This window comes from Falsirhodobacter algicola (assembly GCF_018279165.1).
GTDB classification, from domain to species: Bacteria; Pseudomonadota; Alphaproteobacteria; order Rhodobacterales; family Rhodobacteraceae; genus Falsirhodobacter; species Falsirhodobacter algicola.
This window is the reverse complement of the sequence record NZ_CP047290.1, coordinates 47,468-70,876: the sequence shown is the minus strand read 5'-3', so window position 1 is coordinate 70,876 and position 23,409 is coordinate 47,468. Positions and strand designations below refer to the sequence as shown.

The window sequence follows — 23,409 nt, the reverse complement described above, 5'->3', positions numbered from 1 at the left end:
GGGGGCTTGAAGTCGGCGCGGCGGCGCGGAACAACGGTGGCGATGTCACCCCGAGGGACCCCGATGCTCCGCACACCCGCCCGACCCGTTCTTGCGACCCATTGGGGCACCTACCGCGTGGCGATGGCAGGCGGGCGGCCCGAGGCGCTGCATCCCGTGGCCGAAGATCCCGATCCGTCGATCCTTGCGGGCGGCATGATCGAGGCGCTGGAGGCCCCGGCCCGCATCCGCCGCCCGGCCATCCGCGCCTCGTTCCTAGCGGCGCGCGAGGCGGGGCAGGTCCGCACGACCGGCGCGGGCCGGGGGCACGAGCCGTTCGTGGAGGTGGGCTGGGACGAGGCGCTGGACCTCGCCGCCGCCGAGATCGCCCGCGTGCGCCGCGATCACGGCAACCGGGCGATCTATGGCGGCTCCTATGGCTGGGCCTCGGCGGGGCGGTTTCACCATGCGCTGAGCCAGGTGCACCGCTTCTTGAATGCGGTGGGGGGCTGCACGCGCTCGGTGCAGAATTACAGCTTTGCCGCCGCCGACACGATCCTGCCGCATGTCACCGGCGACACGAAGGGCGTCGTGACCGGCCACACCCCATGGCGCCGCATCGCCGAGGAGACGGAGGTGCTGGTGATGTTCGGCGGCGCGCCGTGGAAGAACGCGCAGGTCTCCTCGGGGGGGATCGGGCGGCACATCCTCGGGCGCAACCTCGACCGGCTGCGGGCGCGGGGGGCGCGGCTGATCTCCGTCTCTCCGATCCGGGACGATACGGCGGGCGCGGGGGTGGAGTGGATCCCGATCCGCCCCAACACCGACACCGCGCTGATGCTGGGCCTTGCGCATGAAGTGCTGGCGACGGGGCGGGCGGACCGGGCGTTTCTGGACCGGCACACCCATGGCTGGCCCGTGCTGGAGGCCTATGTCACCGGCCAATCGGACGGCACCGCCAAGAGCGCCGATTGGGCGGCGGCGATCACCGGCGTGCCGGCGCAGACCATCCGCGCCCTGGCCGCCGCGCTGGCGCAAAGCCGCAGCTTCCTCATGGTGGCATGGGCGCTGCAACGCGCCGAAGGCGGCGAGCAGCCCTGCTGGATGGCCGTGGCGCTGGCGGCGATGCTGGGGCAGATCGGTCTGCCGGGGGGCGGTTTCGGGTTCGGCTATGCCTCGGCCAACGGGGTGGGCAATCAGGCGCTGCCCTTCGCCTTTCCGCCCCTGCCGCAACTGCACAACCCCGTGACGGAGACGATCCCGGTGGCGCGGATCGCGGATGCGCTGCTGCATCCGGGCGAAGGCTACGACTTCAACGGCGAGCGCCGGACCTATCCCGATCTGCGGCTGATCTACTGGGCCGGGGGCAATCCGTTCCACCACCATCAGGACCTGAACCGTCTGCGCGCCGCGTGGCAGCGCCCGGAGGCGGTGATCGTGCAGGACAGCTGGTGGAACCCCTTGGTGCGCCATGCCGATATCGTCCTGCCCGTCACCACCCCGCTGGAGCGGAACGACATCGCGGTCTCGCCGGCCGATCATTTCCTCGCCGCCTCGCACAAGGTGGCGGAACCGGCCTTCGGGGCGCGGGACGATCATGCCGTCTTTGCGGCGCTGGCGGCCCGGCTCGGCGCGGGCGCGGTGTTCACCGACGGGCGCGACACCGAAGGCTGGCTGCGCCATCTCTATGGCACGGGGCGGCAGCGGGCGGCGGCGGCGGGGATCGAGCTTCCCGATTTCGATGCCTTCTGGGAACAGGGGCTGGTCATCCTCGATCCGCCGGAGCGGGAGCATGAGCGCGATCTGTTGCAGGCGTTCCGCGCCGATCCCGAGGGGGCGCGGCTGCGCACCCCGTCGGGCCGGATCGAGCTGCATTCGGAGGTGATCGCGGGCTTTGGCTATGACGATTGCCCGCCCCATCCCACATGGCTGCCGCCGCGCGAATGGCTGGGCGCGGATCTGGCGGCGCGCTTTCCGCTGCATCTGGTGTCGAACCAGCCGCGCACGCGGCTGCACAGCCAGTACGATCATGTCGGCCCCTCGCGCGGGGGCAAGCGGCGCGGGCGCGAGGTGATGCGCATGACCCCGGCCGATGCCGCGCAGCGCGGATTGGCCGAGGGGGATGTGGCGCGGGTGTGGAACGACCGGGGGGCCTGCCTTGCGGCGGTGGCGCTGGACGAAGGGCTGATGCCGGGGGTGGTGCAGCTTCCGACGGGCGCGTGGTTCGACCCGTCCGAGGGCGGCGCGGACCGCCCGCTGGAGCGGCACGGAAACCCCAACGTTCTGACGGCGGATCGGGGCACCTCGCGGCTGGCGCAGGGGCCGTCGGCCCATTCCTGCCTTGTGGAGGTGACGCGCCATGACGGCCCGCTGCCCCCCGTCCGCGCCTTCGAGCCGCCGCCTTTCGTGCCGCGGGGCGGCGATCCGCGCGATCGGATTTGACAGGCGCGCAGGTTCGTGGAACGGATGCGTTCCGGGGCGTGCGTGGCGCGTTCCCGCGCCGGCCCCGCCTTACGCCGCATCGGGCAGGGACCGCGCGCCGGACGATCGGTCCCAAGCAACGCAGAGACCGCGGCAGGTTACGATCATGGAGATCGCATTCCACCTCAACGGGGCGGAGGTCCGGCTAGATGCCCCGCCGACCACGACGCTTCTGGACTGGCTGCGCGAGGAGCGCGGGCTGAAGGGCACCAAGGAGGGCTGCAACGAGGGCGATTGCGGCGCCTGCACCGTGATGGTCACGGATGCGGACGGGCCGCGCGCGCTGAACGCCTGCATCCTGTTCCTGCCGCAGCTTCAGGGCAAGGCCGTCCGCACGGTGGAGGGGATCGCCGCGCCGGGCGGTGCGCCCCATCCGGTGCAGCAGGCGCTGGTCGATCATCATGGCAGTCAGTGCGGGTTCTGCACGCCCGGCTTCGTGATGTCGATGGCGGCGGCCCATGCGCGGGGGCGGCGCGACCATGACGACGTGCTGGCGGGCAATCTGTGCCGCTGCACCGGCTATGCCCCCATCATCCGCGCCGCCGAGGCCGCCGCCGAGGAGCCGGCCGCCCCATGGCTCGACGATGCGGCGCAGGTGCGGCTGCATCCGCGGGGGCTGGACGATCTGGCCGCGGCCTATGCCGCCCATCCGGACGCGCTTTTGGTGGCGGGGGCGACGGATGTCGGCCTTTGGGCCACGAAGGAGCTGCGCGATCTGGAGCCGGTGATCTTCCTCGGCCCGGTGGAGGAGTTGCGCCGGATCGAGGCAGGCCCGGACGGGCTGCGCATCGGGGCGGGCGTGACCATGGCCGCGCTGCGCGAGGCGATGGCGGGGCCGCATCCGGCGCTGGCCGAACTGCTGCGCCGCTTTGCCAGCACCCAGATCCGCAACGCCGCCACGATCGGGGGCAACATCGCCAACGGCTCGCCCATCGGGGACACGCCGCCCGCGCTGATCGCGCTTGGCGCGGTGCTGCATCTGCGGCAGGGCGCGGAACGGCGGCAGATGCCGCTGGAGGCGTTCTTCCTCGATTACCGCCGGCAGGACCGCCGTCCGGGAGAGTTCGTGGAGGCGGTGACGATCCCCGAAACCGCGCCGGATCTGCGCTGCTACAAGATTTCCAAGCGGTTCGATCAGGACATCTCGGCGGTGTGCGGGGCGTTCAACGTGACGGTGGAGGACGGGCATGTGCAAGGCGCGCGCATCGCCTTCGGCGGCATGGCCGCGATCCCCAAACGCGCGGCGGCGGTGGAGGCGGCGCTCATGGGCCGCCCATGGACCGCCGCGACGATCGAGGCGGTGCTGCCCGCCTTCGCCGAGGATTTCACCCCGCTGAGCGATATGCGCGCCAGCGCCGCCTATCGGCTGGAGGTGGCGGGCAACCTGCTGCGCCGCTACTGGCACGAGCGTGCGGGAACGCCCGTTTCCGTGCTGGAGGTGGCGCCATGAGCCGGGGCAAGCCGCTTCCCCACGACGCCGCGCCGCTGCATGTGACGGGGCAGGCGCGGTATGTGGACGATATTCCGGTGCCGCAGGACACGCTGCATCTGGCCTTCGGACTGTCCACGCTGGCCCATGGCGACATCACCGCGATGGACCTGTCGGCGGTGCGCGCCGCGCCCGGCGTGGTGGCGGTGCTGGAGGGCTTCGATCCGATGCCCGACTGCTCCCCTTCGGTGCATGACGAGCCGCTCTTGGCGATGGGGCAGGTGCATTACGTCGGCCAGCCGCTGTTCCTCGTGGTGGCCGAAAGCCATCTGGCCGCGCGCCGCGCCGCGCGCCTTGGGCGCATCGAATATCGCGAACGCCCGGCGATCCTGACCGTGGACGAGGCGCTGGCGGCAGGCAGCCGGTTCGAGGCGGGTCCGGTCATCTGGCAGCGCGGCGAGATGGCGGCGCTGGAGGCGGCGCCGCACCGGCTCGATGGGCGGATGGAGGTCGGTGGGCAGGAGCATTTCTACCTCGAGGGGCAGGTGGCGCTGGCGCTGCCGCAGGAAGGGGGGGACATGGTGATCCACAGTTCCACCCAGCACCCGACCGAGGTGCAGCACAAGGTCGCCCATGCCCTTGGCGTGCCGATGCATGCCGTGCGCGTGGAGGTGCGGCGCATGGGCGGCGGTTTCGGCGGCAAGGAAAGTCAGGGCAACGCGCTGGCCATCGCGGCGGCGCTGGCGGCGCGGGCCACGGGGCGCGCCTGCAAGATGCGCTATGACCGCGACGACGACATGACGATCACCGGCAAGCGGCACGATCTGCGGATCGAGTACCGCGTCGGATACGACGACGCGGGCCGCATCCTCGGGCTGGACATGCGGCACCTGTTCCGCTGCGGATGGGCGCAGGATCTGTCGCTGCCGGTGGCGGACCGGGCGATGCTGCATGCCGATAATGCCTATTGGCTGCCTGCGGTGCGGATCGAGAGCCACCGGCTGCGGACGCATACGCAATCGGCCACCGCCTATCGCGGCTTCGGCGGTCCGCAGGGCATGATCGGGATCGAGCGGGTGATGGATCACATCGCCCATGCCCTTGGCCGCGATCCCTTGGAGGTGCGGCGGGCCAACTTCTACCGCGCGGCGGGCCATGCGCCGCCGCCCCCCCCGCAGGCCGGCGCGGCCGAGGGGGCGGTGGGGGCAGACCTCACCTCGCGCGGGGCCGAAGGGGTGGAGCATCCCGCCCCCCGCCCGCCCGCGGGCGACGCGCAGACCACGCCCTACCACATGCCGGTGGAGGATTTCGTCGGCCATGAGCTGGTGGCCGCGCTGGAGCAGAGCGCCGATTACGCCGCGCGGCGGGCCGCCATTGCCGCATGGAACCGCGACAGCCCGATCCTGAAGCGCGGCATCGCGCTGACGCCGGTGAAATTCGGGATCTCCTTCACGCTCACATGGCTCAATCAGGCCGGGGCGCTGGTGCATGTGTATCAGGACGGCTCGGTCCATCTGAACCATGGCGGGACCGAGATGGGGCAGGGCCTGTTCCAGAAGGTCGCGCAGGTGGCGGCGGAGGTTTTTGCCATCGACATCCTGCAGGTGAAGATCACCGCGACCGATACGGGCAAGGTGCCCAACACCTCGGCCACGGCGGCGTCGTCGGGATCGGACCTGAACGGGATGGCGGTGAAGGCCGCCTGCGAGACGCTGCGCGCCCGGATCGGGGCCGTCATCTCGGCCCGTGCGGGCGGGGCGGAGGCGGTGTTCGCCGGGGGCCGGGTGCGCGCCGGGGCCGAGAATCTGAGCTTTGCCGAGGCCGCCGCCCTTGCCTATCAGGCGCGGGTGTCGCTGTCGGCGACGGGGTTCTACAGCACGCCCAAGATCTCGTGGGATCGGCTGCGGGGGCAGGGGCGGCCCTTCCTCTATTTCGCCTATGGCGCGGCGGTGACGGAGGTGGTGATCGACACCCTGACCGGCGAGAACCGCATCCTGCGCACGGACATCCTGCACGACACCGGCACCTCGCTGAACCCGGCGCTGGATATCGGCCAGATCGAGGGCGGTTATGTGCAGGGCGCGGGCTGGCTGACCACGGAGGAACTGGTCTGGGACAAGGCGGGGCGGCTGCGCACGCATGCCCCCTCCACCTACAAGATCCCGGCCTGTTCGGACCGGCCGCGCGATTTCCGCGTGGCGCTGTGGAACCGCCCCAACCCCGAGGATACGGTGGGCCGGTCGAAGGCCGTGGGCGAGCCGCCCTTCATGCTGGGCATTTCGGCGTTCATGGCGCTGTCGGATGCGGTGGCGGCCTGCGGCACGCGCTATCCCGAACTGGATGCGCCCGCGACGCCGGAACGGGTGCTGGCGGCGGTGGCGCGGCATCGTCATGGCTGAACGCGGCTTCGATCTGGAGGGGCTGGGCCGCGCGGTCGCCCGCCATGGGCGGGTGACGCGGGTGGTGATCGCGGCGCATGACGGCTCCTCCCCGCGCGAGGTGGGGGCGGCGATGCTGGTCTGGGCGGACGGGACCGAGGGGACGATCGGCGGCGGCGCGCTGGAATGGGAGGCGATCGCGCTGGCGCGCGCGGGCCGCGCCCCGCGGCTGGCCCGCACGCCCCTTGGCCCCCGGCTGGGGCAATGCTGCGGCGGGGCGGTGACGCTGCTCAGCGAGGTGTTCACGCAGGTGGATCTGGACGGCCCGGTGATCGCGCGCGGGCCGGGGGCGATGCCGCTGGCGGTGCGCCGCATCCTTGCGCAGGCGCGCCGGGGCGTGCGGCCCGAGCCGCACCTGATCGGCGAATGGATGGTGGAGCCGGTGGCCCATGCGGACCGGCCGCTGTGGATCTGGGGCGCGGGCCATGTGGGCCGGGCGCTGGTGGGGGTGATCGCGCCGCTGCCGGGGGTGGCGATCACATGGGTCGATACCGCTGCCGACCGTTTCCCGGCGACGATGCCGGAGGGCGTCACCCCGATCTGGGCCGAGGATCCGGCGCGGCTCGTGGCGCATGCGCCGGCGGGGGCGGAGCATCTGGTGCTCACATTCTCCCACGCGCTCGATCTGGAGATCTGCCACCGGCTGCTGGCGCATGGGTTCGGCGCGGCGGGGCTGATCGGGTCGGCCACGAAATGGGCGCGGTTCCGGCGGCGGCTGATGGCCCTTGGGCAGGACCCGGACCGGATCGCCTGCCCGATCGGCGATCCGGCCTTGGGCAAGCATCCCCAGCAGATCGCGGTCGGTGTGGCCGCCGCATGGCTGCGCGGCGGCCTTGGGGCGCAGGATCAGCGCCGCGGCGAGGTCGTCAGGCACATGGCCAGCGCGCCGAGGAAGCCGACCACCGCGAAGGCGTAAAAGCCCCACGGGTGCCCGATGCCCATCGCCACCAGCGTGCCGCCGATCAGCGGCCCCGCGATCGCGCCCAGCCGTCCGACGCCCGCCGCCATGCCGATGGCGGTGGCGCGGATCGCCGCCGGATAACGCTGCGCCGTGAAGGCATAGACCAGCACCTGCGCCGAGAAGACGAGCGCCCCCGTCAGGAACACCACCGGATAGAGCAGCGCGACCGGCATCTTCCACGACAGCAGCGCCAGCAGCACCGCCCCCGCCGCGAACCACAGGATCGTGGCGCGGCGCAGGCCGATCCGGTCGCCGACCTGACCGGCGACCAACAGCCCGCAGATCGCCCCGGCATTCAGCAGCAGGAGCAGCCACAGCCCCCGTTCCAGCCCGTAATCGGCCGCGACCATCAGCGCGGGCAGCCAGCTGTTCAGCCCATAGACGAGCAGCAGCCCCATGAACGAGGTCAGCCAGATCGCCAGCGTCGTGCGCAGGAAGCCCGGCGCGATCAGCGTGCGCATGGACGGTTTCGGCCCGGTCTCCGGCTCGGTCAGGGTGATGCCTTGGCTGCGGGCGATGGCCTCGGCTTCGGCGCGGCGGCCTTGGGCCAGAAGGAAGGCCGGGCTTTCGGGCAGATGGCGCAGCATCAGCGGCACCAGCGCAAGGCCCGGCAGCGCCCCGGCCAGAAACATCCCGCGCCAGCCCGTCAGCGGCAGCAGCACGAGACCGAGCAGCGCCGTCGCCACCGCCCCGATGTGATAGCCCGTCATCACGCGCGTCGCCGCGCGCCCGGCCTGCCCCTGCGAGAATTCCGAGGCCATGGCGATGGCGATGGGAAGGCAGCCGCCCAGACCCACCCCGGCAAGGAAGCGGAAGGTGGCAAGCTGCGCCGGGGTCTGCGCAAGGCCGCACAGCGCCGCCAGCACCGAAAACGCGCCCACCGCGCCGATCAGCGCGCGGCGGCGGCCGATCCGGTCGGTCGCAGCGCCGATGCCGAGCGCGCCGAACAGCATGCCGACAAGGCCGATGGTGGCGATGAAGGTCGCCTCGGTCCCGGTCATGAAGGGCATCGCCCCGCCGGTGAGCGTCGGGATCACCGCGCCCAGCACGACAAGGTCGAACCCGTCGAGGATGATGGCGATCCAGCACAGGATCACGACCCGTCCGGCCGTCGGGCCGAAGGCGGAGGTGGCGGGGCTTGTGGTCACGGTCGGTTCCCTTCCGGCGGCGATCCCGTGCACAATCACGGGTGGCATCCGGCATGCCATGCCGGTGGGCCTTTGGGAAAGCACGAATTATGTCGCAGGCGGGCCTAGCGGATGGGGGCGGTCAGGATGGCGCGGGTGCCGGGCTGGTTGTCCTCCATGTCGAGATGGCCGTTCAGCCTCTCGACCAGCGCGCCCAGCATCCGCGAGCCGAAGCCCGTGCCGCGCACCGCGCCGTCGCGCCCGACGCCGTTATCGGCGACGATCAGGCGGAAGCTGTCGCGATACTGCTCCAGCACGATGCCGATGGGGCCGACGCCGTCGCCATAGGCGTATTTGGTGGCGTTGGTCACCAGCTCGTTCACGATCAGGCCCACATTGATGGCGCGGTCGGTCGCGATCAGGATCGGCGTCGGACTGATGTCGAGCATGTCGCCCCAGCCCCGGCCCAGCGTCTCGCGCAGATCGTCGCACAGATCCTCGAGGTAGCGGGCGAGGTCGAGGATCTCTCCGCTGTCGTTCTGATGCAGGCGCCGATGCACGAGGCTGACGGCCTTCAGGCGGCTTTCGGCGGCGGCGAGGTGGGTGCGCACCTCTTCGGGGGCCTCGCGCGATTGCATGCGCAGGAAGGCCGCGACCAGCGACAGGCTGTTCTGCACGCGGTGGTTCACCTCGCGCAGAAGGAAGTCCTTCTGGCGCAGGAGGCTTTCGTTCTCCTTCAGCGTGGTCGCGATCTCGTGGTTGAGTTCGCGCACGCGGCGGTTGTTGCGCGCCTCCAGCATCAGGCGGACGATGCGGCCGGCGGCCTCTTCTTCGGCATGGCTCCAGGGGCGGGCGCGGCCGCTGACCTGCTCGCTCCATTCGGCGAAGGAGGTGCGGGGGTTGAGTTGCGCCTCGGGGTCGGCGGGAATGTCCTTGTGCGGGTTGCCGGCCCAGATGACGGTCTGCAGATGCTCGGCCCGGAACCACATCAGGATGGTCGGCACCTCGGTGGACATGGTGACGGCGACGAGGCCGCTGCCGGTGGCGCGGAACTCGGCGGCGGCGGGATAGTCGCGTTCCAGCTGGTTCGTGGCGAAGGTGCGCATGGCGGCGGGCAGGCGCACATGATCGGCCAAGGCGCGGATGTCGATCGCGTCGGGGCAATGGCCGGTCGCGAACAGATCGCCGCCCTGCACGGCGGCGAAACCGTCGGCGTTCAGAAGCGCGGCGATCTTCGGCCCGGCCTCGGCGAAGAAGGCGCCGAGGGTGCGGTCGGAGCCGAGCTGGCTGAGGATCGCATCCTCTTGGGTGCGCAGGCGGATGCGTGCGCGGTAAAGGTCGGCATCCTCGCGCGCGCGGACCTGACGGGCGAGCGCGGTGGAAAGCGCGCGGCAGGCCAGCCGCGTCGCCAGCGGCAGATCGCGCGGCACCCGGTGATGGCAGGCGATCAGCCCCCAGAGCAGCCCGTCCTTCACGATGGAGATGGAGGCCGAGGCCCCCACCTGCATGTTGTGCAGATAGCGGATGTGCACGGGCGAGACGCTGCGCAGCGCGGAATCGGTCAGATCGAGGCCCGAAAGGTCCTCCTCTCCGCGCAGGGGCTGGGGGGTGTAGCCGATGTCGGCGATCACGCGCACCCGGTTGCGCACATAGAGCGCGCGGGCCTGACGCGGGATGTCCCCGGCGGGGAAGTGGTGGTTCATGAAGCCGGGCATGCCGGGCGCAAGGCTTTCGCCCACGACGACGCCGGCATCCTCCTCCACGAAGCGGTAGACCATGACGCGGTCGAAGCCGGTCATCTGGCGGAACGCCTCCGCGGCCTTGTGGAAGAGTTCGGCGAAGGACGCCGCGCGTTCCAGCGCCGTGCCGTATTGATCCAGCCGGGCCAGAAAACCGGCATCCAGCACCACCTGCTGCGATTGCGGCAGGAGTTCGATCACCAGCCGGTCGCCCGAACGGAAGGCCGACACGTCCCAGGACGATCCGTCCAGATGCAGCGCGCCGGGAACCGCGAGGCGATCCTCCTGATCCTGCAGGCGGGCGCAGAGGTCGGGGCCGAGGACGGTGGCGAGGGGCTGGCCGATCGCGGCATCGAGCCGGGGATGGGGAAGCCCGGCACGGCCGACGACGCGCAGCGTGCGTTCATCCGCGACGATCATATGCCCATGGGGCTGAATGGCCCCGGGCACATGGATCGGTTCGCGGTCGCAGGCCGTCAGAAGATCGGGGTCCGGCGCCCCTGCGGAAAGGGCGCTGTGCTGCGGGTCATCCATGCTGGCAGATATGGCATGAGGGGGGCGGTGGATACAAGGCCGGGGTGGTCATACGACAAGCCGATCGGCGGGAATCCGGGTGCTGGCGGCGATCCGCGTCATCAGCCCCGGCCAGCGCCGGGCCAGCCCCGCCAGCGGCCCCTGCGCCGCGGGCCGCGCCAGCATCCGCGAGATCAGCGTGGCCCGCGCCACCGGCCCGCCCACATCGGCGGCGAAGGCGCGCTGGAACCGGTCGGGGCCGTCGCCCCCGATCAGATGGCGCGCGGCCAATGCGCCGCTGTGCAGCGCCATCGCGATCCCGTCCCCGGCAAAGGAGGGGATGACGGCGGCCTGATCGCCCAGATGCCACGCCCCCGCGCTGCGCCGGCGCACATGGCCATAGGGGATCGCGGCGATGGACAAGGGGCGCGGCAGAAGCGGCACCGCCCCCTCCATCCGCCGGGCGAGGGCGGGGTTGGAAGTCAGCAGATGATCCCACAGCGCCCCCCACGATCCGAGCCGCGCCCAATGCCCCTGCCGGATCAGGAGCGAGACGTTGATCGCGCCATCCTCCACCGGTTCGATCCCGCAATAGCCGCCGTCGAAGAGGCACAGCTCCACCCGGTCGGTGACGGGGCCGCCGCCGAACCGCTGTTTGAAGCCGATCAGGTCGGGCTGGGTGCCGGGCGGGCGGCGCCAGCCGCGCAGATCGTGCTTGCCGGTGGCCAGAAGCAGATGGCGCGCCGCAAGGCCCGCGCCGCCGTCATCGACCTGCCAGCCCGCGCCCGCGCGGCGGACGGCGCGCACGCGGCAGCCGCGCCGGACCTTGGCCCCGGCGGCGGCGGCGGCGGTCAGCAGCGCCTCGTCCAGACGCAGGCGCGACAGGCTGGCGGCGGCGAAGGGCAGGGGGGCTGCGATCTGCGCCCCGCGGCGCAGCAGCGCGACGCTGCGGATCGGCACCGCCCCCATCGCCGCCGGGTCGATGCCGAGGCGGTTCAGATAGAAGATCGCCTCATGGCTGAGGAATTCGCCGCAGATCTTCTGATGCGGGCCGGTGCTGCGTTCCAGCACCACCACCTCGCGCCCGGCGGCGGCAAGGCGGGTGGCGGCATGCGCCCCGGCCGGGCCGCCCCCCACCACCACGATGTCACAGCCTTGCGTCATCGCCCCGAACCTGCGCGACGCAAAGGCGGAAGGGCACCCATCCTTCGACCTCGGCGCCCGTCACCCCGGCCTCTGCCAGAAGGCGCTGCCAATCCCTGCGCACGAAGCCCCGCGCGATGGAGACGGGGCCGTCATGCTGCACGAAGGGGTGCATCCGCAGCATCCGCGCCCCCGCCCCGAAGGCGTGATAGGGCAGCGGGTGGCGGTGCAGATCGTTCACGAACCAACCGATCCGGGCGGTGCGGTCCTGCCATGCGAGGAACCGGATCAGCGCCGCGTCGGGCAGGTGATGGGCCACGAGGGCCGTCAGGACGACATCCACCGGCTCGCTCTCGGGCAGGTCGAGGGCGTCGCCCGTGCGCCATGTGATGGGGGGATCCGAGTGCGCGGCCTCGGCGGCGGCGCGGGCGGCGAAGGGGTTGAGGTCGATCCCCGTCAGCGCCACCGGCACCCCATGCCCGCGCGCCCAATCCGCGACCTTGCGCAGCATGTCGCCATAGCCCGATCCGACATCCAGCACCCGCAAGGGGCGGCCCTGCGGCAGGCGCCCTTCGCGGCGCAGGCGTTCGAAGAAGGCCAGCGTCGGGCGATAGGCCAGCGTCAGGCGGTTCACCCGCGCCAGATCGACGAGGCAGCCGCGGAAGGTGGCGTAATCGCAGGGCCCGTCCATCAGTTCGGCCCGGTCCGAGCGGCGCGAGAAATCGGGCCGCGCGGTCATGCGACGGAGAAGCGCATCGTTTCGGCCACGATGCCGGGGCCGAAGGCCATGGCGCAGCCGGTCTGTCCGGCGCGGGTGGCCGGATCGCGCATCATCGCCGCCAGCACGAAGAGCACCGTCGCCGAGGACATGTTGCCGAAGGCGCGCAGCACCTCGCGCGAATGGGCAAGGGCCTCGGGCGGCAGATCGAAGGCCTGCTGCACCGCGTCCAGCACCGACCGCCCGCCCGGATGCACGGCCCAGAGCGTCGTTTCCCGCGCCGCATCCTCGGGCATCACCTGCCCGCGGTTCTGGCCGAGGAACTGCCCGATGCTGCCCGGCACCTGCCCCGACAGCACCATGTCGAAGCCCTGATCGCCGATCCCCCATGTGATGTGCCCCTCGGTCTGCGGCACGAGGATGGAGGTGAAGCCGTCGAGGGCCAGCCCCTCGGCGTCGGCGGTGACGAGGGCGGCGGCGCATCCGTCGCCGAAGATCATGAAGGACAGCACCTGTTCCAGATCATGCGTGTCCTGCAGATGCAGCGTGCAGAGTTCGAGGCTGACCAGCAGCACCCGCGCCGCCGGATCGGCGTTCACGATCTGTTGGGCCAGCCGCAGCCCGTTGATCGCGGCATAGCAGCCCATGAACCCGACCGAGGTGCGCGCCACGCTGCCCGGCAGCCCGAAGCGGCGCATCAGATGGAAATCGATCCCCGGCGCGAACAGCCCCGTGCAGGAGATCGTCACGAGATGGGTGATCCCCTCCGGCGCCTCGAGGTTCAGCCCCGCCACGGCGCGTTCGGCAAGGCGGGGGGCGGCGGCCTCGAAGCGGCGCATCCGGCTGGCGGTGGGGGGAAAGCGGCCGGCGGTGTAGAACCCCTCGCGGTCGAGGGCGGCGCCTTGGCCATCGCCGGCGGGCGTCAGGCAGGACCAGCGATGTTCGATCTGCGCCCGCGCGGCCATGCGCCGGAACAGCGCGTGCTTGCCGTCCTGCCGCAGCACCCGTTCGGCAAATCCCATGAAGACGGAATGGACGTCGTGATCGGGAACGGCCGTGCTGATCCTGTTCAGATGGGCTGCGGCCATGAGGTCCTGATCCTGACGTATTCCGCCCCCAACGCGCGCGGGGGTGCGGCGGTTCCGCAACGGTCTGCGGATCGCCTCCGAAAAGCGCTTGAACCCCGGCGCAATTCACGACTATTTCACTCGGAAAGCCGATCACAGCTGCGTGCGCGCCTTGCCATGGATCGGATCGCCATGACAAGGATCCACAGATGCACCCGTTCCGCCTGAAATCCCCCGCGATCGACCGCCCCCGGTCCCTCATCGCCGCCCTGACGGTCGGCACCGCGCTGATCCCGGCGGTGCTGCACGCGCAGGAGACGGCGCTGGCCCCGATCGTGGTCGAGGGGACATCGGACGACACGGCGATCCTTGCCACCAGCGCCACCTCCGGCAGCAAGATGCAGACGGAGGCCCTCGACAGTTCGGCCGCCGTGTCCGTGGTGACGGCGGAGGAAATCCGCATGCGCAACGCCGACACGCTGGAAAAGACGCTGTCCTATTCGGCGGGCGTTCTGACCGACGAATATGGCGGGGGCGACGACCGCTACGACTACATCCGCATCCGCGGGTTCCTCGAACTGGATCTCGGCACCTATCGCGACGGGCTGCCGGTGCGCGGCTTCGGCTGGACCTTCGCCCCGCGCGAGCCCTACGGGTTCGAGCGGGTGGAGGTGCTGAAGGGCTCGAACTCCTCGCTCTTTGGTCTGAACGCGCCGGGCGGGCTGGTGAATGCCGTGACCAAGACGCCGAAACCCTACCGCTTCGGCGAGGTCTATACGACCGTCGGCACCAACTCGACCGAGGTCGGGGCCGATTTCGGCGATGTGCTGGATGCGGACGGGGTCTGGAGCTACCGGATCGTGACCAAGACGCAGGAAGGCGATCTCGGCACGGATTATTCCAACGACGACCGCCGCTATGTCGCAGGCTCGCTCAGCTATCGCCCGTCGGACCGGACGGAGCTGACCTTCATGCTCGATTACAACCGCCGCGAGGGGGTTCCGGGCACGGGCGATCTGCCGGACGGGTTCGATCTGGACAGCGATGTCTTCCTCGGAGAGCCGGACTTCAACCGCTTCGACACGACCGAGCGCAGCTACGGCTATTCCTTCGCCCATGATTTCGGCGGCGGGCTGTCGCTGCGGCAGACGGCGCGCTACACCAATATCGATCTGGATTACGAACAGGTCTATGGCGCGTCCGAGGACGGGCGTTCGGCCTTTGCGGTCTATGGCGAATCCAAACAGTTCGCGGTCGATACGCAGCTTCAATACGACGCGACCTTCGGTCAGGTCAAAAGCCGCACGCTGGCGGGCTTCCAATACGACTGGATCCATGCCGACGAGGACAGCTATTACGGCACCGCGCCGGGGATCGATGCGGATGATCCGGTCTATTCGGGCCGCGACAGCATCGCGCTCTATTCCTACCTTCCGTGGCAGCCCGAGCAGTACAGCCGCGGCATCTACCTTCAGGAAGAGCTGACCTTCGCCGACCGCTGGATCCTGACCTTCGGCGGGCGCCACGACAATGTGGACCTGACGGGCTTCAACTCCGACTACGAGCAGGAGACGGTGTCCTATTCCGCCTTCACCAAGCGCGTGGGTCTGACCTACAAGGCGACGCCCGGCCTGTCGGTCTATGCCAACTATTCCGAGAGCTTCGAGCCGAACAGCTTTGCCGTGGACGACGATCCCAAGGAAGGCGAACAGTACGAGATCGGGGTGAAGTACCGCCCCGTCGGCACCGATCTTCTGATCACCGCCTCGGCCTTCGATCTGACGCAGACCAACATCTCCTCCACCGTCGAGGGGCAGATCGTGCAGACCGGCGAGATCGAGGTGCAGGGCTTCGAGCTGGAGGCCAAGGGCCGCCTGACGGACGCCTTCGCCATGACCGCCTCGTGGTCCTACTGGCATGGCGAGATCACCGAGGACGGCGATTCCGGCAATGAGGGCAACCGCCCGATCTTCGTGCCGCGCAATATCGTCTCTCTTTGGGGGAACTACACGCTGCCGGCGCGCGCGGGTTGGGGCGAGACGACCTTCGGTCTGGGCGGGCGCTATGTCTCGGCGACCTATTCGGATGAGGCGAACGAATACAAGGTCGGCGGGCGCACGCTGTTCGATGCGGCGGCGACCTACCAGATCACCCCGAATGTCGAGTTGCAGGCGAATGTGAGCAACCTGTTCGACAAGTCCTATATCGGCTCCTACAGCTATTCGGGCAATTACTACCGTGGCGAGGGGCGCGAGGTCTCTGCGACGCTGCGCTACACTTGGTGAGGCGAGTATGATCGGACGACGCGGATTTCTGGCCGGTGCGGCCTCGGCCCTTGCGGCACCGGCGGTGCTGGCGCAGGGCGGGGCGCTGCGCTTCACCGGGCCCTATGGCGATACGGTCCTGAAGGAACCGGGACGCCGCGTCGTTTCGGCCGGGTTCAACACGCAGGACCCGCTTCTGGCGCTTGGCGTGGTGCCGGTGGGCATTCGCGACTGGTTCGGCGATCAGCCCTATGGCGTCTGGCCTTGGGCGCAGCCGCTTCTGGGCGATGCCACGCCGGAGGTGATGCGCGGCGAGGTGTCGGTGGAGGCGATCGCCGGCCTTGCCCCCGACCTCATCATCGCCTCCGGCTCGGGGCTGTCGCAGGCCGAATTCGCGCTCTTGTCCCGCGTCGCCCCCGTGGTGATGCAGGAGCCGCAATATTCCACCTATGGCATGCCGTGGGACGCGGAGACGCGGATGATCGGGCGCGCCGTGGGCCGCGAGGATGCGGCCGAGGCGGCCGTTTCCGCCCTTCAGGACCGCTTTGCCGCGATCCGGGATCGTCATCCGGACTGGGCGGGCCGCACCGCCGTCATGGCATGGCAGGATGGCGGGCAGACCGGCGCCTATCTCGGCAATGACGTGCGCGCGCAGTTTCTGGCGGAACTCGGCTTTCAGCCGACCCCGGCGCTTCGGGCGCGCGAGGGGGGCGATTTCTACACCACCCTTTCCCCCGAGGATCTGTCGCCGCTGGATGCCGATCTGATCGTCTGGATCTCGTCGGCATGGCGCGCGGGCGATGTGGCGGGCCTTGCGATGCGCCAGACGCTGAAGGCCGTCCAAGAGGGACGCGAGATCTTCGCCGACGATCTGCGGGCGGGGGCGCTGTCCTTCGGTTCGGTCCTGTCGATGCCCTATGCGCTGGACTGGATCGAGGGGGAGATCGTGCTGGCGCTGGACGGGCGCCCCGAAACGGTGGTCCCCTCGGCGCAGAAAGCCGGCCTCGTTCCGTGATACGGGGACTGGCGGTTCTTCTGCTGCTGGTGCTGGCGGCGCTCGGCTCGCTCATGGCGGGGGCGCGGGCGGTGCCGCTTTCGGACTATCTGGCGGCGCTGAGCGCCTATGACCCGACGAATGCGGCGCATGTGACGGCGCTGCAGATCCGCCTGCCGCGTCTGGCGGCCGGGCTGGTGGCGGGGGCGGCGCTTGGCGTCGCGGGGACCGTGATGCAGGCGATCACCCGCAATCCGCTGGCCGATCCCGGCATCCTTGGGGTGAATGCGGGGGCGGCGTTCACGCTGCTCTTGGGTGGGATGCTGCTGGGGCTGCCGGATGCGGCGGGCGCGGCGTTGATGACGCTGCCGGGGGCGGCGGCGGCCTCGGCGCTGGTCTTCGTGCTGGGGGGCGGGCTGCGCGGCGATGCGGGGCCGGTGCGGCTGACGCTGGCGGGGGCGGCGCTGAACGCGATGCTCTTGTCGCTCGTCTCCGCGATCGTGCTGCTGCGCCGGGATTCGCTGGAGATGTTCCGCTTCTGGGTGGTCGGATCGCTGTCCGAGGCGGTGGCGCGCCCGATGGGGGCGATGGCGCTGCTGGCGGCGGCGGGGGGGCTGGCGGCGCTGACGGCCGCGCCGCGGATCGAGGCACTGTCGCTCGGCGATGCGCTGTCGCGCGGGCTGGGAACGCGGCCCGGCCGGGTGCAGGCGGCGGCGCTTCTGGCGGTGACGCTGACGACGGGGGCGGCGGTCGGGCTGGCCGGGCCGATCGCCTTTCTGGGCCTCGTGGTGCCGCCGATGGCGCGGCGCGTCGCGGGTGCGGGGCTGCGGGCGCAGCTTTTGGCGGCGGCGGCGATCGGGGCGACGCTTCTGCTGACGGCGGATTCGCTCGGGCGGCTGGTTGTGGCCCCGACCGAGGTGCGCGCCGGGATCATGACGGCGCTGCTGGGGGCGCCGGTCTTCGTATGGCTGGCGCGGCGCGTGCGCCCCGGAGCCGCACGATGAGGGCGGCGGTGCTTCCCCTCGCGCTTCTGGCGGCGGTTCTGGCCAGCCTGATGATCGGCCAATTGATGATCGGGCCGGCGGCGCTGCTGCAGGGCGCGCTGACGGGCGAGGGGGTCGGCGGGCTGGTGCTGCGCACCATCCGCGCGCCGCGCGCGCTGACGGCGGTGGGGGCGGGCGCGGCGCTCGGCCTGTCGGGGGCGCTGTTTCAGGCGCTGTTCCGCAATCCGCTCGCCTCGCCGGATCTGATGGGGTTCACCTCCGGGGCGGGGCTGGCGATCCTTCTGGCCGTCGCGGGGGGGCTGACGCTGCCGATCCCGGCGGTGGCGGCGGTGGGGGGCCTCGTGGCGGCGGTGGCGGTCGGGCTTTTGTCATGGCGTCCGGGCCATGCGACGCCGCCGCTGACGCTGGTTCTGGTGGGGCTGGGGATCGGGTTCGCCTGCACGGCGCTGTCCTCGTTCGTGCTGCTGGTGCTGCCGGTGAACGAGGCGGCGGATGCGCAGCGCTGGCTGACGGGATCGCTCAATGCGCGGGCATGGGGCCATGCGGCGCAGGTCTGGGCCGGGCTGGCGGTTCTGGCGGTGCTGGCGCTGGCGCGGCAGGCCCCGCTGGAGGCGCTGGAACTCGGGCCGGATCTGGCCACCGGCCTTGGCATTCGGGCGGGGCAGGCGCGGGCGGCCATCGCGGTGATCGCGGTGCTGCTCGCGGCGGCGGCCGTGGCCGTGGTGGGGCCGGTGCCCTTCGTTGCGCTGATGGCCGCGCCGACGGGGATGCGCATCGCCGGGGCGCGCGGGCTGCGCGCGCGGCTGGTGGCGGCGGCGCTTGCGGGGGCGGTGATCCTCGTGCTGGCCGATCTGGCGGCGCAGATGGCGGTGCCGGGGGCCTCGCTTCCGGTGGGGGTGGCGACGGGCATCCTCGGCGCGCCCTATCTTCTGTGGCGCCTGTCGCGCGAGATGAGGAATGGCGGCCTATGACCCTGTGCACCCGCAAGCTGAGCTTCGGCTATGACGGCCGCCCCGTGCTGCGCGATCTGGATCTGGAGATCCCGATGGGGCGGGTGACGGCGATCCTCGGGCCGAACGGCTGCGGCAAGTCCACGCTGCTGCGGGCGCTGGCGCGGCTGATCCGCCCTTCGGCGGGCGAGGTGCTGCTGGACGGGCAGGACATCCGCCGGATGGACACGCGGGCGCTGGCGCGGCGGCTGGCGATCCTGCCGCAGGGCCCGGTCGCGCCGGAGGGGATTCTGGTGCGCGATCTGGTGCGCCGGGGCCGCATTCCGTGGCGCGGCCTGCTGAGCCCGTGGCGCCCCGAGGATGCCCGCGCCTGCGAGGCGGCCTTGGCGGCGGTGGGGATGACCGCGCTGGCGGACCGCCCATTGGACGAGCTGTCGGGCGGGCAGCGCCAGCGGGCATGGATCGCCCTCGTGCTGGCGCAGGCCCCGGAGATGCTGCTGCTCGACGAGCCGACGACCTTCCTCGACCTCGTGCATCAGTTGGAGGTGCTGTCGCTGCTGCGCCGCCGCAACCGCGAGGGCGGGCTGACGGTGGTCAGCGTGCTGCACGACATGAACCTTGCGGCGCGGTTCTCCGATCATCTGGTGCTGCTCGGCCCCGAGGGACTGGTGGCGGCCGGCCCCCCCGAGGCGGTGATCACGCCCGAAACGCTGCGGCAGGCCTTCGGGCTGAACGCCGTGGTGCGGCCCGACCCGGTGGCGGGCACGCCCATGGTCATTCCGGCGTGACGGGCGCGGCGCGGGCCAGAAGCTCCTCCACCGCCGGGCCGACCACCTCCACGAGGCGCTTCACACCTTCGGCATTGGGGTGAATGCCGTCGGGCTGCACGAAATCGGGATCGAGCCGGTCGCCCGCCGTGATGGGGCCGAGGTAATCGGCGATCAGCAGCGTGTCGTGCTGGGCCGCGAGGTCGGGATACATCGCATCGAAGGACTGCTGGAAGGCGGGGCCGTAATTGCCCGGCGCGCGCAGCCCGAGCAGCAGGACCGGCAGCCCCCGTTCATCGGCCTTGGTCAGGATCGCATCGAGATTGCTGCGGCTGAGCGCGGGATCGAGCCCGCGCAGCAGATCGTTCCCCCCGAGGTTCACGATCAGGGCATCGGTTTCGGGCACGAGCGCCCAATCGATGCGCGACAGCCCCCCCGCCGTGGTGTCGCCCGACACGCCCGCATTGACGATCTCGGCCTCGGTCCCATGCTGGTTCAGCCAGTCCTGCAGGACCGGAACGAAGCCGTCGCCCTCGGGCAGGCCGTAGCCCTGCGTCAGGCTGTCGCCGAGGGCCACCACCGTCGGCGGTTCGGCCGCCACCGGCAGCGCGACGAGGCAAAGCGCCGCGCCGGCATTGCGGAGCGTCGCCGGAAGGTTACAACCGAGGGCGGATAGTTGGGAGATCTTCATGCAAACGGTCCTTGAACTGCGCGGGGCGGAGCTGGTGCTGGACGGCAATGCCGGCCCGGTGGAGATCCTGCGCGGCATCGACCTGTCGGTGGCGCGCGGCGAAAGCCTTGGGCTGGTGGGGCCGTCCGGATCGGGGAAATCCTCGCTCCTGATGCTGATGGGCGGGCTGGAACGGGCCAGCTCGGGCTCGGTGCGCGCGCTTGGCCAAGACCTGACCTCGATGGATGAGGATGGGCTGGCCCGCTTTCGCAGGGGACATATGGGGGTCGTGTTTCAGTCTTTCCACCTGATCCCGACCATGACCGCGCGCGAGAACGTGGCGCTGGCGCTGGAACTGGCGGGCCGGCCGGAGGCCGCGCGCCGCGCCGCCGAGGAGTTGGAGGCCGTGGGCCTCTCGCACCGGCTGGATCATTACCCCCGCCAGATGTCGGGCGGCGAGCAGCAGCGCGTGGCGCTGGCGCGCGCTTGGGCGCCGCGCCCCGACATCCTGCTGGCCGACGAGCCGACGGGCAATCTCGACAGCGCGACGGGGGAGGCGATCATGACGCTTCTGTTCGGGCTGCGCGATCGGGGCGCGACGTTGGTGCTGGTGACGCATGCCCCCGAACTCGCCGAGCGGTGCGACCGGGTGGTGCGTCTGGCCGATGGGCGCATCGCATGAGGATGGCGTGGAGCATCGCCCGCCGCGAATTGCGCGGCGGTATCGGCGGGTTTCGCGTCTTTCTGCTGTGCCTGATGCTGGGCGTGGCGGCGATCGCGGCCATCGGCACCGTCCGCGCCGCCATCGACCGGGGCCTGACCGAACAGGGCGCGGCGCTGCTGGGGGGCGATGCGGAGATGAGCTTCAGCTACCGCCTCGCCTCGGAGGCGGAGCGGGCCTTCATGGCCGAGATCGCCGAACAGGTGTCCGAAACGGTGGATCTGCGGTCCATGGCGGGCGCGGGCGAGGAGCGGGTTCTGACGCAATTGCGGGCGGTGGATGACGGCTGGCCACTGATCGGCCAGGCGGTGCTGGACCCGCCGATCCCGGTGGACGAGGCGCTGGCGGTGACGGATCTGCCTGGCGCGGTGATGGATCCGGGCCTTGCCGCGCGGCTGGGGATCGAGGTGGGCGACACCTTCACCCTTGGCGAGCGGGAGTTCCGCCTGACGGCGCGGCTGATGCGCGAGCCGGACACCGCCTCGGGCGGGTTCCAGCTTGCGCCGCGCACCGTCACCTCGCTTCGGGGGCTGGAGGGCAGCGGCCTTCTGGCGCCGGGCACGGTGTTCGACAGCGACTACCGCCTGAAGCTGGCGGCGGGGGCGGATCTCGATGCCCTGCGCGCGCGGGCGCAGACGCAGTTCCGCGATGCCGGGCTGCGCTGGCGCGACAGCCGCCGCCCCTCGCCTTCGGTGGAACGGTTCGTGGACCGGACGGGGGCGTTCCTCGTGCTGGTGGGGCTGGCGGGGCTGGCGGTGGGCGGCATCGGCGTGCAGGCGGCGGTCGGCGCGTATCTGGCGCGCAAGACGGCGACGATCGCGACCCTGCGCACCTTGGGCGCCGAGGGGCGGCTGATCCTTGCCAGCTATGGGATCCAGATCGGCCTTCTGGCGGTGCTGGGCGTTGCGGCGGGGCTGATCCTCGGCACGGCGCTGCCGCTGATGGCGGCGCCGTGGGTGGTGCCGCTGCTGCCGTTCCCCATCGCCTTCGGGGTGGCACCGCAGGCCTTGGCCGAGGCGGCGTTCTACGGGCTGATGACGGCGGCGCTCTTCACGCTTTGGCCGCTGGCGCGGACGGCGCGGCTGCGGGCGGCGGCGCTCTATCGCGGGGCGGAGGGCGGCGTGCCGCGCCGCGCCGCGCTGGCGCTGGTGGTGCTGGCGGCGGTGCTGGTGGGCGGGGCGGTGTGGCTGTCGGGGATGCCGGGCCTTGCGCTTGGTGCGGCGGCGGTGCTGGTGGCGGCGATGCTGCTCTTGGCCGCAGCCGCCCGCGGGGTGGAGGCGCTGGCCCGGCGCATGGCGCGCCGCGCGCGGGGGCCGTCGCTGCGCATGGCGCTGGCGGGGCTTGGCGCCGGAAGCGAGACGCGGCCCGTGATCCTGTCGCTGGGGCTTGGCCTGTCGGTGCTGGCGGCGATCGGGCAGATCGACACCAACCTGCGCACCGCGATCGAGCGGGACCTGCCCGAACGCGCGCCCTCCTATTTCTTCGTGGATATCCAGCCGGACCAACTCGACGGATTTCTGGCCCGCGTGGAGGGCGATCCGCAGGTGGAGCGTGTGGACCACGCCCCCATGCTGCGCGGGGTTCTGACGCGGATCAACGGCCGCCCCGCGCGCGAGGTGGCGGGCGATCACTGGGTGCTGCGCGGCGACCGGGGCGTGACCTATGCCGACACCGCCCCCGATGTCGTGGAGGGGACGAGCTGGCCCGCGGGCGATACCGGCCCGCCCCAGATCAGCTTTGCCGCCGAAGAGGCGCGCGAGATGGGCCTGAGCTTGGGCGACAAGATCACCGTCAACATCCTTGGCCGCGACATCGAGGCGGAGCTGACGAGCCTGCGGGACGTGGATTTCTCGGATGCCGGGATGGGGTTCGTGATGATGATGAACCCGCAGGCGCTGGCGGGGGCGCCGCATACCTCGATCGCGACGGTCTATTCGCCGGGGCGCGACGATGCGCTGCTGCGCGATCTGGGGCGCGATTTCCCGAACGTGACGGCGATCGCGGTGGGCGATGCGATCGCCCGCGTGGCCGAGGCGCTCAACAGCGTGGCAACCGCCACGCGGGCGGCGGCGGCGATCACCCTTCTGACGGGGATCGTGGTGCTGCTGGGCACGACGGCGGCCGGAACCGGCGCGCGGGTGCGCGAGGCGGCGGTGCTGAAGGTGCTGGGGGCGACGCGGGCGCGCATTCTGGCGGGCTTCGTGCTGCGTTCGGCGCTGATGGGGGCGGTCGGGGGGCTGATCGCGGTCGCGGCAGGCGCGGCGGCGGGCTGGGCAGTCATGACCTTCGTCATGCACAGCTCTTATGCCTTTGCGCCGGGATCGGCGGCGGTGATCGTGGCGGGGGGCGTGGCCGCGACGCTGGCGGCGGGGGCGCTCTTCGTGTGGGCGCCGCTGTCGGCCCGCCCCGCGCGGGTGCTGCGGGGCGGGGACTGAGGCCGGGGG

17 protein-coding genes are annotated in these 23,409 nt (G+C 71.4%); 11 read left to right on the top strand and 6 right to left on the bottom strand.

Annotated elements, in window-relative coordinates; translation table 11 throughout:
- The first annotated feature begins 63 nt into the window (after positions 1-63).
- From GR316_RS11775 to xdhC, 4 genes are all read left to right on the top strand, one after another.
- The gene (locus GR316_RS11775; protein ID WP_211785334.1) at positions 64-2,421 is read left to right on the top strand and encodes a molybdopterin-dependent oxidoreductase; all 2,358 of its coding nucleotides are present in this window, start codon (positions 64-66) and stop codon (positions 2,419-2,421) included.
- A 145-nt stretch (positions 2,422-2,566) separates the two neighbouring features.
- Positions 2,567-3,910 carry a xanthine dehydrogenase small subunit gene (locus GR316_RS11770; RefSeq protein ID WP_211785333.1) on the top strand — a complete coding sequence of 448 codons (1,344 nt, stop codon included), beginning with the start codon at positions 2,567-2,569 and terminating at the stop codon, positions 3,908-3,910.
- On the top strand, positions 3,907-6,288 hold the full coding sequence (gene xdhB / locus GR316_RS11765; protein WP_211785332.1) for a xanthine dehydrogenase molybdopterin binding subunit: 2,382 nt from the start codon (positions 3,907-3,909) through the stop codon (positions 6,286-6,288). Before GR316_RS11770 ends, xdhB begins: the two co-directional genes overlap by 4 nt.
- The gene (xdhC, locus tag GR316_RS11760; protein WP_211785331.1) at positions 6,281-7,243 is read left to right on the top strand and encodes a xanthine dehydrogenase accessory protein XdhC; all 963 of its coding nucleotides are present in this window, start codon (positions 6,281-6,283) and stop codon (positions 7,241-7,243) included. The genes xdhB and xdhC overlap by 8 nt, the downstream gene beginning before the upstream one ends.
- On the opposite strand, the gene GR316_RS11755 is transcribed toward xdhC, so the two are convergent.
- From GR316_RS11755 to GR316_RS11735, 5 genes are all read right to left on the bottom strand, one after another.
- Positions 7,174-8,436 (bottom strand): MFS transporter, encoded by a 1,263-nt coding sequence (locus GR316_RS11755; RefSeq protein WP_211785330.1) that lies wholly within the window; start codon positions 8,434-8,436, stop codon positions 7,174-7,176. The two genes, xdhC and GR316_RS11755, sit on opposite strands and share 70 nt — an antisense overlap.
- 104 nt (positions 8,437-8,540) lie before the next feature.
- Positions 8,541-10,688 (bottom strand): histidine kinase dimerization/phosphoacceptor domain -containing protein, encoded by a 2,148-nt coding sequence (locus GR316_RS11750; RefSeq protein WP_211785329.1) that lies wholly within the window; start codon positions 10,686-10,688, stop codon positions 8,541-8,543.
- A gap of 48 nt (positions 10,689-10,736) precedes the next feature.
- The gene (locus GR316_RS11745) at positions 10,737-11,831 is read right to left on the bottom strand and encodes an FAD-dependent monooxygenase (RefSeq protein WP_211785328.1); all 1,095 of its coding nucleotides are present in this window, start codon (positions 11,829-11,831) and stop codon (positions 10,737-10,739) included.
- Positions 11,815-12,549 carry a methyltransferase domain-containing protein gene (locus GR316_RS11740; RefSeq protein ID WP_211785327.1) on the bottom strand — a complete coding sequence of 245 codons (735 nt, stop codon included), beginning with the start codon at positions 12,547-12,549 and terminating at the stop codon, positions 11,815-11,817. The genes GR316_RS11745 and GR316_RS11740 overlap by 17 nt, the downstream gene beginning before the upstream one ends.
- On the bottom strand, positions 12,546-13,616 hold the full coding sequence (locus GR316_RS11735) for a type III polyketide synthase (protein ID WP_211785326.1): 1,071 nt from the start codon (positions 13,614-13,616) through the stop codon (positions 12,546-12,548). Before GR316_RS11735 ends, GR316_RS11740 begins: the two co-directional genes overlap by 4 nt.
- A gap of 188 nt (positions 13,617-13,804) precedes the next feature.
- Here GR316_RS11735 and GR316_RS11730 point away from each other — a divergent pair, with 188 nt between their 5' ends.
- Genes GR316_RS11730 through GR316_RS11710 form a run of 5 tightly spaced genes read left to right on the top strand, consistent with a single transcriptional unit; the run spans position 13,805 to position 19,595 of the window.
- Complete coding sequence (locus tag GR316_RS11730; RefSeq protein ID WP_211785325.1) at positions 13,805-15,880, top strand: TonB-dependent siderophore receptor; 2,076 nt, start codon at positions 13,805-13,807, stop codon at positions 15,878-15,880.
- A gap of 7 nt (positions 15,881-15,887) precedes the next feature.
- A complete protein-coding gene (locus tag GR316_RS11725) occupies positions 15,888-16,874 on the top strand; it encodes an iron-siderophore ABC transporter substrate-binding protein (RefSeq protein WP_211785324.1) in 987 nt (328 codons plus the stop codon).
- On the top strand, positions 16,871-17,857 hold the full coding sequence (locus tag GR316_RS11720) for a FecCD family ABC transporter permease (protein WP_249218860.1): 987 nt from the start codon (positions 16,871-16,873) through the stop codon (positions 17,855-17,857). The genes GR316_RS11725 and GR316_RS11720 overlap by 4 nt, the downstream gene beginning before the upstream one ends.
- A complete protein-coding gene (locus GR316_RS11715) occupies positions 17,854-18,828 on the top strand; it encodes a FecCD family ABC transporter permease (RefSeq protein ID WP_249218859.1) in 975 nt (324 codons plus the stop codon). The genes GR316_RS11720 and GR316_RS11715 overlap by 4 nt, the downstream gene beginning before the upstream one ends.
- Positions 18,825-19,595 carry an ABC transporter ATP-binding protein gene (locus GR316_RS11710; RefSeq protein ID WP_211785322.1) on the top strand — a complete coding sequence of 257 codons (771 nt, stop codon included), beginning with the start codon at positions 18,825-18,827 and terminating at the stop codon, positions 19,593-19,595. The genes GR316_RS11715 and GR316_RS11710 overlap by 4 nt, the downstream gene beginning before the upstream one ends.
- On the opposite strand, the gene GR316_RS11705 is transcribed toward GR316_RS11710, so the two are convergent.
- Positions 19,582-20,265, bottom strand: a complete 684-nt coding sequence (locus tag GR316_RS11705) for an arylesterase (RefSeq protein WP_211785321.1) — start codon at positions 20,263-20,265, stop codon at positions 19,582-19,584. The two genes, GR316_RS11710 and GR316_RS11705, sit on opposite strands and share 14 nt — an antisense overlap.
- Between GR316_RS11705 and GR316_RS11700 the strand changes: the two genes are divergently transcribed.
- Positions 20,264-20,926, top strand: a complete 663-nt coding sequence (locus tag GR316_RS11700; RefSeq protein WP_211785320.1) for an ABC transporter ATP-binding protein — start codon at positions 20,264-20,266, stop codon at positions 20,924-20,926. The genes GR316_RS11705 and GR316_RS11700 overlap by 2 nt on opposite strands.
- Positions 20,923-23,400, top strand: coding sequence for an ABC transporter permease (locus GR316_RS11695; RefSeq protein WP_211785319.1), 2,478 nt, complete (start codon positions 20,923-20,925; stop codon positions 23,398-23,400). Before GR316_RS11700 ends, GR316_RS11695 begins: the two co-directional genes overlap by 4 nt.
- The last annotated feature ends 9 nt before the right edge of the window (positions 23,401-23,409 follow it).

Coding starts and splice junctions, on each gene's coding strand:
- GR316_RS11725 (WP_211785324.1), top strand. CDS start 15,888: ATGATCGGACGACGCGGATTTCTGGCCGGTGCGGCCTCGGCCCTTGCG.
- GR316_RS11710 (WP_211785322.1), top strand. CDS start 18,825: ATGACCCTGTGCACCCGCAAGCTGAGCTTCGGCTATGACGGCCGCCCC.
- GR316_RS11705 (WP_211785321.1), bottom strand. CDS start 20,265: ATGAAGATCTCCCAACTATCCGCCCTCGGTTGTAACCTTCCGGCGACG.
- xdhC (WP_211785331.1), top strand. CDS start 6,281: ATGGCTGAACGCGGCTTCGATCTGGAGGGGCTGGGCCGCGCGGTCGCC.
- GR316_RS11740 (WP_211785327.1), bottom strand. CDS start 12,549: ATGACCGCGCGGCCCGATTTCTCGCGCCGCTCGGACCGGGCCGAACTG.
- GR316_RS11700 (WP_211785320.1), top strand. CDS start 20,264: ATGCAAACGGTCCTTGAACTGCGCGGGGCGGAGCTGGTGCTGGACGGC.
- GR316_RS11715 (WP_249218859.1), top strand. CDS start 17,854: ATGAGGGCGGCGGTGCTTCCCCTCGCGCTTCTGGCGGCGGTTCTGGCC.
- GR316_RS11735 (WP_211785326.1), bottom strand. CDS start 13,616: ATGGCCGCAGCCCATCTGAACAGGATCAGCACGGCCGTTCCCGATCAC.
- GR316_RS11750 (WP_211785329.1), bottom strand. CDS start 10,688: ATGGATGACCCGCAGCACAGCGCCCTTTCCGCAGGGGCGCCGGACCCC.
- GR316_RS11775 (WP_211785334.1), top strand. CDS start 64: ATGCTCCGCACACCCGCCCGACCCGTTCTTGCGACCCATTGGGGCACC.
- GR316_RS11770 (WP_211785333.1), top strand. CDS start 2,567: ATGGAGATCGCATTCCACCTCAACGGGGCGGAGGTCCGGCTAGATGCC.
- GR316_RS11730 (WP_211785325.1), top strand. CDS start 13,805: ATGCACCCGTTCCGCCTGAAATCCCCCGCGATCGACCGCCCCCGGTCC.
- GR316_RS11745 (WP_211785328.1), bottom strand. CDS start 11,831: ATGACGCAAGGCTGTGACATCGTGGTGGTGGGGGGCGGCCCGGCCGGG.
- xdhB (WP_211785332.1), top strand. CDS start 3,907: ATGAGCCGGGGCAAGCCGCTTCCCCACGACGCCGCGCCGCTGCATGTG.
- GR316_RS11695 (WP_211785319.1), top strand. CDS start 20,923: ATGAGGATGGCGTGGAGCATCGCCCGCCGCGAATTGCGCGGCGGTATC.